A 13815-nucleotide genomic window follows, 5' to 3' on the forward strand; every position below is an offset into this window, starting at 1 on the left:
TTGTTACTTACTGCATTCGACAAAAATATCATTATCCCTTCTCAGAACCTAACATTACTCCTTTTGCAAAATATTTTTGAGCAAATGGATAAATAATGAGAACTGGAATCATGCTTATAAAGATGGTAGCATTTTTCAAGGCTTCAGGTGCTAAAGCTGCTTTATCTATTAAACTTTCATTTTCATTATTCGCAAAGATGAGCATATCTCGAAGAACAACTTGAAGTGGATATTTAGCCGAATCATTCAAGTAGATCATCGGTAGAAAATAACTATTCCAATGTCCCATAAAATAGAAGAGACCAATCGAAGCTAGAGCTGGTTTCGATAGTGGAATCATAATGTTAAACAAAATTCGAAATTCCGATGCCCCATCGATAATGGCAGACTCTCTTAAGGAGTCAGGCATGTTTTCATAAAAGCTCTTTAGAATAAGTAATTCGACTGTCCAAATCGCGTTTGGAATGACAATGGCCCATATCGTATCAATCATACCAAGACTTTGAACGAGAACGTAAGTTGGAATCATACCGCCATTAAAAAACATCGTTAATACGATGGCGAGCATGAAAAACTTTCGTCCGAAAAAGGTTACTCTTGATAAAGGATAGGCCGCAATCGCTGTCATCATTAAGTTAATAAACGTTCCAAGTCCTGTATAAATTAACGTATTCAGATAGGCTTTCGGGATTCGATTCTGAGTTAAAATTTCTTTATACGCATCAATATTAAACCCTTTTGGCCACAGCCAAACTTTCCCTTGAACAACTTGACTCGTATCACTGAATGAAACGGCTATAATGTACACGATGGGGTACAAAATCGCAATTCCCACACCAAGTAAGATAAGTGTATTGAATACGGTAAATATCGTAAATTTCTTTTCTCCTACCATAGACTTTTACCTCCAAGCTTTCTACTTACAATATTAGCGACTAATAGCATAATTAAGGCTATAATCCCCTCAAACAAACCTACCGCAGCGGCATAGCTATAGTTCGCCTGCAATAAACCTTGTCTGTATACATAAGTAGAAAATACGTCGGCAACTTCATATGTCATTGGATTATAAATAAGTAAGATTTTTTCGTATCCTATTCTGAACATATTTCCCGCATTGATAATAAATAAAATCAAGATAGTAGGCTTTAAACTTGGTAAGGTGATATAACGAATTCTTGCCCAACGAGAGGCGCCATCAACTTTCGCTGCTTCATATAATTCAGGTCCAATCCCAGCAATCGCAGCAAGATAAAGAATCGATCCATACCCCATTTGTTGCCAAATATCTGATCCAATATAAACGGTACGGAACCATGAAGGCTCAGCTAAAAAATAAATCTTCTCAAAACCGAGTGCAGCGATGATATCGTTAATAATTCCATTACCTGGTGATAAAAAATCGATCAACATACTGCTTACGATAACGATAGATAAAAAGGATGGTAAAAAACTAATTGTTTGAATCGATTTTTTAAACCAGATCAAGCGCACCTCATTTAAGAGAATGGCAAAAATGATTGGAAATGGAAACCCGATTATTAAGCTGAAAAACCCTAATAAAAGCGTATTCTTAAATAGTTTTAAAAAATCAGGGCTAGTAAAAAAGGTACGAAAATGTTCAAAACCTACCCATTCACTGCCTAAAATACCAGACCAAACATCATATTCCTTAAAAGCAATGATTAAACCGTACATTGGCCCATATCGAAAAATGATAAAAAACAGAATACAAGGGATAAAAAGAATGAGTAGCTGCCTATCTCGTTTTATATGGCGAAGTGCAGAGACCCAGCGTGATGGCGGTGTGTTATTCACTGGAGCGTTATTAGTCTCTGAAAATGTTTTTTGCAAAGTGGTCTCCTCCTAAAATAGTTAGAGGTATCCCATGAAGGGCTGGTTTTCCATAACTACCTTGGAATCCCAACCCTTTATGGTTTCGCCTCTACACTAAAGGTTTATACGATGCTATTCAGCGTCATAGCGTTTTTGAGCTTCGTTATAGATAGCAATAAAATCTTCTGCCTTTAATCGTTTTGCCTCTTCAAGCCATGCATCCCATTCTTTGTCACCATGAGATTTTGTCATAACGTATTTCGTACTAAATTCGACACCAGCTGTTAAAAGGTTTGGCTGTAATTTTGCTAATGTATCATTTTCTTTATCTGTGAATTTCAAGATCGGATCAATTGGCTGCATTTTTCCTTGCATCATATCTTGAGCCTCTTGTTCTTTTTCGGTGTAGTTAAAATAGACACTACGATCATCTGCACGCAGATACATTCCTTCTACCCACATTCCGTATTTCGTTTCAAGATCTTTAATTCCAACAACTTCTACATCTAAATCAGGATAGATTACATTACCATCTGCATCTAAATCATACATTTCATCTTGAATACCGACTGTAATTAATTCAGCGCCTGAAGGGCTAGATAAGTAGTCAAGTAGTTTTAAAGCAACTTCACTTTTATCATTTTTAGTGACTGCATGCCCCCAGTTCGCAACTTTATCTAAACTACGAATTGTATTCTCTGGTCCAACCGGGTTACCATATCTCAAATCATAGTCTGGATTTTCTCCTTTTACTTGCTCATAGAACATATCAAGGCGACCAATCCAGTCAAACGTAACAAATGATTTATCTGTTGTCATTTTCGTTGTCCAAGAAGCATCTGTATCCGTAATAAATTCTTTATCAAGTAAACCTTCATTGTATAGCTTCTTCATAAAGTCCAACATATCCTTGTGTTTTGGATCTGTAAACTGGAATTTCCAAGTTCCATCACCTTCATCATAATAAGCGGGGTATTGGGCGCCAGTGATGCCCCAACCAAATGCCCAGTCTCTAAAAATATATTCGAGAGTTTTGGACGCGTAAGGAGCAGAATCTGGATAAGCTTCTTTCAATTTTTTTAGAGCTTCGTAGAATTCATCTGTGTTGTTCCAAAGTTCAATTCCTAGCTCGTCGAAAATATCTTTCCGATATAAGAATCCATGGTTAACGTCACGGTTTACACCATATATTGGCCAAGTGTACATGTCACCATCATCACTTGAAAAGGATTTCATAACCCAATCATTTTCTTCAACGTACAACTTCTTATAGTTAGGAAGCTGATCTAAATAGTCATTGATTGCGACTACGGCACCTTTTTTACCAAGCTCGTTAACTTTCGCTACAGGCAAACCGTGCCAAATGTCAGGTAGTTGTCCAGATGCTACAACCGTATTAAGCTTCTCCTTATATGTTCCCGAAGAATATGCTTGGATTTTAAGCTTAATGCCTGTTCTTTTTTCGATTTCCTTAATAATAGCGGAATCTTGCAAATTAGCTTCATCACTAACTAGCATCCAAGTAAGTTCAACTGGTTTGTCTACGATCGGCAACGTAATTCCGCCAGTGTCTCCGTAATCTGAGGCAGTAGTTTCATCTTCTTTCTCGGCATCATCGCCTGATTTTTCAGGTGTGTTTCCGCTTTCATTATTTGGTTCGTTTCCACCGACGCTTGATGAATCATCGGAATTACTACAAGCAGCGAAAATCCCGAACACTAATAATAAGACTAATAAAACTTTTGATAGTCTTCCAAGCATTTTTTCTCCCCCTATACATATTATTAGAACTGCTTTTCTTTTTTGCTCCGCTAATTACTAAGTAAAAACTCTAATCAGCAGGCAACCTTACTATAGGATTCTTTGTAACAATTGTAAACAAATGGTTTTCACTTCCTCTGTAGGAAAGGAGGGGAGGATAATGGAAAGCGCTTAAAAGTCTTTAGTATCAACGATAAAATGGGTGGTGGAATTTCGTAAATAGGTAGAAATTTATAAAGTCGATCATTATTTACTTCACAAAAAATGGACAAGTAATATAGAGGGTGACAAGGAAAAAACAGCTTTCCGATGTCTATTCGAAAAGCTGTTTTTAGAAAACGATTACATTTTATAGTTATTGATTCACTATATTTTCCTGTTGAATGTGATTTTTTTCGATTTTATATTTAATTTTTCCGAATGCACGATTTGCCGAAGCCATTATAATAAATGCTGTTGCACTTGCTCCAAAAAAGATAATTAAGCCAGGCACCATAGTCAATAGTATTCCTGTAAAGAAAAGGCCGACAAGCATGATGATCGTTGATAAAGGGCTAGCAAAGGTGAATAAAAAGCTAAATTTAAAGTATTGAAACAGTTTCATCTCATAGCTGACGAATACGGGAAAAAGATAAAGGCACATTAAACTAAATATGAATAAAATGACCATTAAAACGAGTGCAAGTATTTGAAAAGTTGCACCTGGTGAAATTAAGATTACCCGATAATCAACGTAAAGGATCAGGGAGATAACTCCAAGTACTAGGCCAAGTAAATTTGCCTTTTTAAAATCCTTTTTAAAAGATCGCCAGTACGTTTTAAAGATGGGGAGATCTGTCTCACCTTTCATCCATTTGCGCATCACACTGAACAATGCGGTAGTTGATGGCATAATCCCAAGTACAATGCCCCCTACTCCAATAAACAAAACCCATAGAATATTTACGTAGACAAGTCGGATAACCCAATCACCTAGCTTATAAAGTGCTCCAATAAACCCTTTCAATTCCACGGATATTCCCCCAATGTATTAGCAAAGTAGTTAAAAGATTACGCTAATTATAACATAAGCATATGGTGTGGGGAGTTAATTCTAAATATTCTAATAGGTAGAACTAAGTTTAGTCCTCGGATAGATGTGCGGCTCCCCGTGAATTTGCCGAGTCCGCTGTTTTGATCGTTTTTTGATATTCTTGAGGAGAGAGAGACATCAGCCTTTTAAACACTCTGCAAAAATAGGATGTATCATAGTATCCTAAGTATTCACTTATACTCGAGATTGCCATATTTGAATTTAGTAAGAGGTTACTTGCTTCAAGAATTCGTAATTGATGAAGGTATTGAATGGGTGTTTGGCCTGTAACTTCTTTAAATATGGAAATCGTATAGTTTGGTGATTTTTGAATTAACTTTGCGAGAGAATCAATTTCAATTGGGCTTCTATAGTGATGAATTATATATTCTTGTATAGTTTGTGCGTACTTAAGTTTCATTGGCGAAGTTTCGGTTTCTTCTTTTTCGCGAGCGAGCATTCCGATTATTTCTTGTAAAATTCCTAGACAGATATACAGATTGTACTTATTATTCCCTTTTAGATCTCTGTAAAGATATTCAGCTCGTTGCTTAAAATATTGAAAGTTTCGAGGCTTAATTTTAAAGAATTGCCTTTTATCTAAAAAGGGAATCCCGATTTCCTTTTCATGATCAATAAATAAAATGGTATATTTTTGATGTAAGGTAAATTGGTAGTTTTCCCCACTTCTAACTGCGGATCTAGGAATATACATTATTTCACCTTTATCTAATTCTACTTTTTCATTATCAATCGTGTATTGTACTTTACCTTCCACAACAATTACTAGGACATGATAGAAAATTTTTTCAGTTGATGTACCCCAATTTTTAATAAGATTATCGAAATGAACGGATTCAAATGTGAAAATAATGACCCCTCCTACTATGAATCTTTCACTATTTTGGGCTAATTTTATAGTGGTTAGTTTTTATACCAAACAAGGCTAAATAAACCGCAACGCTCTTTCTAAAGTAAGCCAAACGCACATAATGTGGTCAATTGTTTTTATTAGAAGATAGGAATTTTGTTAGGAGCCTAACTTGCACTTCCTTATTTATCACAATATTACGGGATTTACAGTTAATGTAAAGATTTTGATTATATTGTACAACGAATCGTTGAATCGTACATGGACTAATTGTGTTAATTTGTTACGATTTTAGTGGAAACGTTATCATGTTAAGCGACATTTTATTTAAGGAGCGTTAGACGTATGAAAGTATTATTTTTAGACTTGGATTCTACTAATCCCAATCATTTAGGATGTTACGGATATCATCGAAATACATCGCCGAATATTGATCGAATAGCTGAAGAAGGTGTTAGATTTACGAATTACTATACATCGGATGCACCATGTTTTCCTTCGCGCACGGCCTTAATGACAGGAAAGTTTGGAATCCATAATGGCGTCGTTAATCATGGCGGATCAGCTGCAGATGTTCGCCATGAAGGAGTAAATCGAGGATTTAAAGACAAGCTTGCAACAGAAAGTTTCCCGTCGTTATTTCGTTCTATGAATATGAAAACAACCTTAATTAGTCCCTTTGCAGAAAGACATTCTGCGTACACATTTTATGCAGGTTTTAACGAAATGCATAATACTGGTCAAAGCGGCGGAGAGTTGGCAGAGGATGTTACACCAACTGTATTAAATTGGTTGGAACAAAATGCAAATAAAGATGACTGGTTTTTATATGTAAATTATTGGGATCCGCATACACCCTACCGAACACCTGAAACTTTTGGGAATCCATTTGAAGGAGAACCACTACCAGTGTGGCTTACTGATGAAATTTTTGAAAAGCATAAGGAAAAAGTCGGCCCACATAGTGTCCATGAAATTAACATGTTTGATAATAACACATATCCAGAATATCCAAGATATCCTGGTGAGATTAAAAATAAAGATGATTTACGGAAAATGATTGATGGGTATGATTGCGGAATCCGCTATATGGATGAGCATGTAGGATATATTTTTAAACAATTAGAAAAACAGGGGTTAATGGATGAAGTTATTATTATTATTACCTCAGATCACGGGGAGAACATGGGGGAGTTGGGCATATATGGTGAACATGGAACATCTGACCAAGGAACTTGTCGGATTCCGATGATTATTCGCTGGCCTGGTTACAAGAAAGGACATGTTGACCATGGTTTGCATTATCATCTTGATTTATTGCCAACAGTTGCTGAGATAGTGGGGAAGGAGCCGCAAGCTAGTTGGGATGGGCAAAGTTACGCTGACACGATTACGAAGGGTGAAGATACAGGGCGAGATTATCTTGTAGTTTCTCAATGTGCACACGTTTGCCAAAGAAGTGTTCGATTTGGTGACTGGTTGTATATTCGAACTTATCATGATGGCTATCATTTATTTAACAAAGAAATGCTTTATAACATTAAGAATGACCCGCTTGAAACAACGGATTTAGCTGCAGAGCGCTCTGACCTTTGTAGACAAGCCGTCTATTACCTCATGGAATGGCACGATGAAATGATGGGTACGATGCCATTTGATATTGACCCACTCTGGACAGTAATGAAAGAGGGTGGACCATTGCACGCAAAAGGACATTTGAAAAAGTATATTGAGAGATTAGAAGAAACAGGAAGAGGCCATGCAATTCCAGAATTAAAGAGACGTCATCCACAAGAATTGCGTTAAAAAACTATATGAAAAGAAGGGAGTACAAAATGAAAAAAAATCGAGTGTTTTATATTATATGTATAAGTTTACTCATAATTCTAGCTGCATGTTCAACTAACCCAGCAGGCGGGAAGCAAACGGAAACAGATCAGGAAGCACTAGATAAGGTTAAAGAAACAGGGTTTCCGATTGTCGAGAAGAAGATCACATTAAAAATGTTTACATCGAAATCTGGAACTAATACAAATGTTGATTGGAATGACCTGCTCGTTTGGAACACATATGAAGATATGACGAACGTAAAAATAGATTGGATAGAGCAAGTTTCAATGGATAACTTAGATGAAAAACGGAATTTAGCTTTATCTACAGGCAGTTTACCAGATGTATTTTATGCCTCCAGTGTATCGAATTTGGATTTGTACAAATATGGTCAACAAGGCATGTTTGTAGAGCTTAACGATTTGATCGATCAATATGCACCTAATTTGAAAAAATTAATGGATAATGACCCTAACATTAAAAGGGGAATGGTTTTCCCTGACGGAAAGATTTATTCGATGCCTGGTGTAAGGGATCCAGAGTTTTTATCTATCCGTCTAGGCGCACGTCCGTGGATCAATCAAAATTATTTAGATGAGCTAGGGATTGAAGCGCCCGAAACAACAGAAGATTTCTATCAGTTTCTCAAAGCTGTGAAAGATCAAGATTTTGGACATGGTAAGATCATTCCATATGGAGGAGTCAATATTAACGATCTATTTGGGTGGCTACGAGGTGCCTTTGGTTTAGGTACTACAGGTGGAACAGGACTTGTCGATAAATCTCCAAATGGAGAAGGATTACGATTTATGCCAACATCTGATGCTTATAAAGAGATGTTGACGTATGTTCATAAGCTATATTCTGAAGGACTTATTGAACAAAACATCTTTACGATAGAATGGGCACAGTTTATGGCGAATGCTAAAGAAGGAAAATATGCTAGTACAATGTTTTACGATCCAAGTCGAACATTTCAAGGTGTAGAAGGAGAGCATTTTGTAAGTTTAAGTGCTTTAAAAGGTCCAAACGGAGATCAAATGTACACAAATGTAACATCTCCACTTTTTAATAATGGACAATTTGCAATCACGCAAAATAACCCGAACCCTGCTGCAACAGTTAGATGGCTTGATTATTTTTACAGTGATGAAGGTGCAAAACTCATGTATATGGGGATTGAAGGCAAGACTTATGAAGAGGAGAACGGTGTATATCAATATGTTGATGAAATTGAAAATGCGGAACATAGAGAAACAGCTATCTCACAATACTTGCCATGGGTAGGAGTGAATCCTCCAGGAATCGTAAAGAAGGATTTCTTTACTGGGTCTGAGGCTTCCGATGCATCTTTAGAAGCTGCAGCTAAAATTGAGCCATTTATTCCCGAGGAAATATGGTCAACCTTTACTTACACGGAGGATGAAAATAAATTCCTCTCTTCAAATGGTCAAGATATTGAAAAATATGTAACTGAAATGCGTGATAAGTTTATCTCGGGTAATGAGTCTTTGGATAAATGGGATCAATACGTGAAAGAAATTGAACAAATGGGTCTTCAAAAGTACATGGAAATACAAGAAAAAGCGTATGACCGTTACCAAGGTAACTAAACGAGTAGGGGGGCTGTCCAAAAAGTGGAAGATTACTTTCTTTTTGGGCAACCCTATTTTTTGTTTATGTCCTACAGTATGGATGAAGTCTAATTAGACGCTATGCGATTTGCAGAGTCTCGGCCTTCCGCTCCAATGAATTGAATGATTGCATTCTACATATATTCCAAAAACTGCGCAAAAAACTGTCTGATCTTTATGGCATATGCTATTAATGTTTACTGGAAGTGATTTTTACAGTTAAAAACGTATACTTTATAGTATGATTTCTCCCAAACAATAACAAACTTATAAAAGTATGAATTTATTGGGGGAAAATTATGATCAATTATTGGATTTTTGGTTTTATATTACCTTGGTTGCTTTTAATTCTATTTTTTCGAGTAAATCTGAAGCTCGTAATTATAATGGCTCCTTTTGTTTCAGTAGTTGCCTTTGTATTAAATGAGATAGGATTTAATAATTTTTGGGATTTTATTCCGAGGTTTAAAAATATATCATTATCGTCACTACCATTAAACTTAGGCTTATACCCAGTTCTTGGTTGTCTTTTAGTTTATTCACTTCAATTATCTACAAGAAAGCCGGTAGTTTGGATGGTGTTTTATGGATTAATAACAACTGGAATGGAGTATGTTGCTTTAGTAGCAAAATATATATTCTATTATAATGGCTGGAATATATTCCATACGTTTCTTAGTTATTTATTGGCATATATTTTAGTGTTTTTTTATTATAAAGTAATGGTTCGATATGACGTACTATGATGTTACAAGTTTGATTACGTATTTAGTTTTGAAATTCCGCACAATAATGGTTAACGAGCTCCTCAATTAAATTGTGTTCAGGAAATTCCCCCGAAAACTCAAATTTAATTTCTTCTATAAAAACTCCATCTTTATATACATGAATTGCTCCATCTTGACTAACAACACTATACTCTTGTTCAAAAACGAAACCATTTCGCTCAATTGCACCCATTTGAACATCTCTCCTTTTTTTCTTATTGTTACTTATTTGCTGGAAAGTATGTGAGAGAGGGATTAGTTCTACTTTAGTGCAGTACATTGGATGAACATTCATTTCTACGTATTGTTGCTGTTCTAAATTATGGCTATCATGTTAAAAATCACTATATAATTTTCAAAGTTGGAAACCTTTCTGTTGCTAATTCTCGGAGGCTTAAGCCATAATAGACATATCTTTCTTTCTTCGGAAATTTCGAGGGAGAAGGCGTTTTTTATGTAAATTTTAGTTGTTTGTAGTGCAGAGGAGAAAGAAACATGAAGAAAACAAACATCACACTTGTACTATTATTATCCAATTTATTTATTGCGTTTTTAGGTATAGGTCTCGTCATTCCAGTACTGCCGACATTGATGAATGAGCTGCATATTTCAGGTTCTGTCGTTGGTTATATGGTTGCAATTTTTGCGATTATGCAATTATTGGCCTCTCCTATAGCGGGACGTTGGACAGATTCGATTGGCCGTAAGAAGATGATTGTCAGCGGGTTATTTATTTTTAGTGTATCAGAACTTTTATTTGGGATTGGAAATGATTTATGGGTTTTATTTGTTTCCCGTGCTTTAGGTGGAGTTAGTGCAGCTTTTATTATGCCTGCTGTTACAGCATTTATTGCTGACATTACGACAATGGAGACACGTTCAAAAGCACTAGGGTATATGTCAGCAGCCATTTCTACTGGTTTTATCGTCGGACCTGGGATTGGTGGTTTTTTAGCTGGAATCGGAACACGGGTACCGTTCTTTTTTGCCGCAGGTCTCGCTTTAATTGCAGCAATATTTTCCATTATTGCCCTTAACGAACCCGAGAGACAGAAAGAAACGGTTTTACAGAACGACAAACTCAAAACAGGCTGGAAACGGATATTTGCGCCAATGTATTTTATCGCATTCATCGTCATTTTCATTCTGTCGTTTGGTTTAGCATCCTTTGAGTCGATTTTTAGTTTGTATGTTGATCATAAATTTAGTTTTACTCCGACAGATATTGCGATCATCATCACAGGCGGGGGAATTGTTGGCGCGTTTGCCCAGTTAGTATTATTTGATTGGTTTACGAAACACTTTGGTGAAATCCGTTTAACATTATACTGTTTAATTTTTTCGGCGGTACTTGTTTTTATCATGACCACTGTGAATTCGTATGCTAGTATTCTAATGACTGCCATCTTTATTTTCGTCGGTTTTGATTTGATACGCCCAGCCGTCACCTCATATTTATCGAAAATTGCTGGAAATGAACAAGGTTTTGTTGGTGGAATGAACTCGATGTTCACGAGTATAGGCAATGTCATTGGACCGATTGTAGGTGGGGCGTTATTTGATGTTAACTTGGATTATCCATTCTACTTTGCTGCGGTAGTATTATTGATCGGTGTTGGACTTTCACTTAAGTGGAAAAAGCCGGGGAGAGAACAAGAGGTTTCATAATTCGGACTATTTTTGAAAAACTGGTTCTTGGAAATAGGTTTGGCGAAATCATTGAACGAGTCGACAATTTATAAGGAATAAAACCGCCAATCATTTTTGGCGGTTTTATTCGTCAAATAGTAATCTTCTTTTATGCATTAAAATGTTGATTAAGTATGGACGCTTTAAACTAGGTTCTATTCCAAAAACGTTGCTGTGCAATGGCGGAGACAAAATCTTCTCCAAAGTTTGGATTATTTGCGGCAAAAACAACACCAGCCAAATTGTTTTTTCCAGATGCTTGGATATATGATTGTCCTGTCGAGGCAACACCAATTGGTTTATAGTGTTGATAAGCTACACGTACGAATTCTGTCACATTAGCATTGAATTTTGCTTGATTTTTAGCACTTCCGCCCACAACATAGAGGGAGTCAAGCAGATAAGGACTTGTTGTAAGAAAGGTTTTATCCACCTTAAGTGTTATACCGTCCGCACCTGTAACAGTACCAAGTGTTTCACTTACGACGACGACAAAAACTCCATACTTTTTTAATGTTTTAAGTACGTTTCTTACTTCATTACCATTGAAGCCATTGTCGATCAGTATACCTACTTTTTGCGTGTAGGCGTAACGAGGTGTACTAGCTTGACTAAGAGAAGAATAACTTGTAGAGACCGGAACTTGGGTTCCACTTGGACGGTCGACGCCAATATTGTCAGCAACAATATAGGCCAATTCTTGATCGACGTTAACAAGAATATCGACAACTTGCTGGCGAACAGACCTTCTTTTTACACTTCCAACTTGATAGCTAAGCCCGTCAATCGTATGTTGTTTTTCAATGGGCGTCAAACTGTTCCAGAATATTCGCGGCTGCGAATAGAAATCGTTAAATGATTTGCTTCTGCCTCGTATATCATGACCTTCCACTTTTTGGGGATAATGAGAATAGCCGCCTTCTTCTGGCGGGGTAGTGTAAGGTGTGTTATTGGCTATTGAATTATTATGATAGTTAACCTGATCAACATCTATTCGATACCTCATATGGCCTTGTCGTTGATTGTTATGAAAAGGGCAGATTGGTCGATTGATCGGTAAATCTTGAAAGTTAGCACTTCCAAGCCGATGGTATTGTGCAATTTGATAAGCAATTAACCTGCCTTGCAGGACAGGATCATTGGAAAAGTCAATTCCAGGAACAACATTTGCAGGGTTAAAAGCTACTTGTTCCAATTCGGCAAATTCATTATCTACATTTTTATTTAATGTCATCTTGCCGATTAGCTGAACAGGGACGACCTCTTCCGGCCAAAACTTTGCGGGATCGAGAAGATCGAAGTCGAATTTAAATTCATCCTCCATTGCTATTAGCTGGACGCCTAATTCATATTCGGCATACGCACCTCGTTCAATTGCCTCAATAAGATCCCGTCGGTGGAAGTCTGGATCAAGTCCGCCAATTTTCAGTGCCTCATCTTGAAGTAATGAGTGAACACCGAGCACTGGTTTCCAAACAAACCTGACAAAAGTAGCCTTTCCTTGTTCGTTTACAAATAGATAAGTATTAATCGCCCACGATTCCATCATTCGATAACTTCTTAAAATCCCCCGGTCGGACATGATCCACAATACCATATGAAGTGATTCAGGATTATTGGCGACATAATCCCAAAAATTGTCATGGGCACCAGAAGCTGTTGGGACGTCTGTGCGCGGCTCGCCTTTATACGCATGGATTACATCTGGAAACTTCATCGCATCTTGATTAATTAATACTGGCATGGCAATTGTAGTCAAATCGTAATTACCTTCTTCTGTATAAAACTTAACCCCTTTACAGCGTAAATCTCTTGCCGTATCATAAGACCCTCTACCTCCTTGCACGGTAGAAAAGCGCACAAATACAGGAGTCTTTTTTCCTGCTTCCTGTAAAAACCCAGCCTTTGTAAACTGCTTCATCGACTGATAACATTCAAACTCTCCGTGGGCTCCATAACCTCTTGCATGAACAACCCTTTCCGGAATCCTCTCTTTGACAAAATGCGTCATCTTTTCAAAGTAATGGAAATCCTCGAGTAATGACGGACCACGCACTCCTGCCTTTAACGTTTCCTCATCATTTGATACTTTTAGCGATTCGTTTGTTGTCATTGGTTTTCCTGTATTTTTTACGCGGAACTCATTTAATTGCTCGTTTTTAGCATTTTTCTGAATAGGCTTTTGGTTTCGTGATGATTTCTCATCCATATAAGTCCCACCCCTATTAATGGAGATTTAAATTTATTAGTTCCATTCATATACCTATGCTATTTTTTTTGGCCTAGACCTATTAAGGCGACATCTGCACACTCATTTCGCGAATTCATATAGTATTACGACCTATAAAGGAGGTT

At 36.9% G+C, this 13815-nt stretch carries 11 protein-coding genes; 4 read left to right on the top strand and 7 right to left on the bottom strand.

The genetic code is table 11. The features are described from left to right. Positions 1–31 precede the first annotated feature (31 nt). The 5 genes from BN1243_RS21045 to BN1243_RS21065 all read right to left on the bottom strand — a co-directional run bounded on the left by BN1243_RS21045 (position 32) and on the right by BN1243_RS21065 (position 5447). Positions 32–895 carry a carbohydrate ABC transporter permease gene (locus tag BN1243_RS21045; protein WP_062110138.1) on the bottom strand — a complete coding sequence of 288 codons (864 nt, stop codon included), beginning with the start codon at positions 893–895 and terminating at the stop codon, positions 32–34. Then, the gene (locus BN1243_RS21050; protein ID WP_062110139.1) at positions 889–1854 is read right to left on the bottom strand and encodes an ABC transporter permease; all 966 of its coding nucleotides are present in this window, start codon (positions 1852–1854) and stop codon (positions 889–891) included. The genes BN1243_RS21045 and BN1243_RS21050 overlap by 7 nt, the downstream gene beginning before the upstream one ends. A 114-nt stretch (positions 1855–1968) precedes the next feature. Beyond that, positions 1969–3597 (bottom strand): extracellular solute-binding protein, encoded by a 1629-nt coding sequence (locus tag BN1243_RS21055; RefSeq protein ID WP_062110141.1) that lies wholly within the window; start codon positions 3595–3597, stop codon positions 1969–1971. 355 nt (positions 3598–3952) lie between these two features. Continuing rightward, positions 3953–4609 (bottom strand): YesL family protein, encoded by a 657-nt coding sequence (locus tag BN1243_RS21060; RefSeq protein WP_062110143.1) that lies wholly within the window; start codon positions 4607–4609, stop codon positions 3953–3955. A gap of 109 nt (positions 4610–4718) precedes the next feature. Continuing rightward, positions 4719–5447 (bottom strand): helix-turn-helix transcriptional regulator, encoded by a 729-nt coding sequence (locus BN1243_RS21065; RefSeq protein ID WP_069201813.1) that lies wholly within the window; start codon positions 5445–5447, stop codon positions 4719–4721. 438 nt (positions 5448–5885) lie between these two features. On the opposite strand from BN1243_RS21065, the gene BN1243_RS21070 reads away from it, so the two are divergent. The 3 genes from BN1243_RS21070 (at position 5886) to BN1243_RS21080 (ending at position 9750) form a co-directional block, all read left to right on the top strand. Beyond that, positions 5886–7346: a sulfatase family protein gene (locus BN1243_RS21070; protein ID WP_062110145.1), complete on the top strand. Its 1461-nt coding sequence runs from the start codon at positions 5886–5888 to the stop codon at positions 7344–7346. A gap of 29 nt (positions 7347–7375) precedes the next feature. Next, positions 7376–8983 (top strand): extracellular solute-binding protein, encoded by a 1608-nt coding sequence (locus BN1243_RS21075; RefSeq protein WP_062110147.1) that lies wholly within the window; start codon positions 7376–7378, stop codon positions 8981–8983. Between the two features lie 359 nt (positions 8984–9342). Beyond that, positions 9343–9750 (top strand): CBO0543 family protein, encoded by a 408-nt coding sequence (locus BN1243_RS21080; protein ID WP_230200287.1) that lies wholly within the window; start codon positions 9343–9345, stop codon positions 9748–9750. A gap of 22 nt (positions 9751–9772) precedes the next feature. Here the strand turns inward: BN1243_RS21080 and BN1243_RS21085 are convergent, their stop codons facing one another. Further along, complete coding sequence (locus BN1243_RS21085; RefSeq protein ID WP_062110152.1) at positions 9773–9964, bottom strand: YbxH family protein; 192 nt, start codon at positions 9962–9964, stop codon at positions 9773–9775. Between the two features lie 302 nt (positions 9965–10266). Here BN1243_RS21085 and BN1243_RS21090 point away from each other — a divergent pair, with 302 nt between their 5' ends. Continuing rightward, complete coding sequence (locus BN1243_RS21090; RefSeq protein ID WP_062110154.1) at positions 10267–11439, top strand: MFS transporter; 1173 nt, start codon at positions 10267–10269, stop codon at positions 11437–11439. Positions 11440–11608: 169 nt separating this feature from the next. Here the strand turns inward: BN1243_RS21090 and BN1243_RS21095 are convergent, their stop codons facing one another. Beyond that, positions 11609–13669: a catalase gene (locus BN1243_RS21095; protein ID WP_062110156.1), complete on the bottom strand. Its 2061-nt coding sequence runs from the start codon at positions 13667–13669 to the stop codon at positions 11609–11611. Positions 13670–13815 lie beyond the last annotated feature (146 nt).

This window comes from Bacillus niameyensis (genome assembly GCF_001375535.1).
Classification (GTDB): Bacteria; Bacillota; Bacilli; order Bacillales; family Bacillaceae_C; genus Lederbergia; species Lederbergia niameyensis.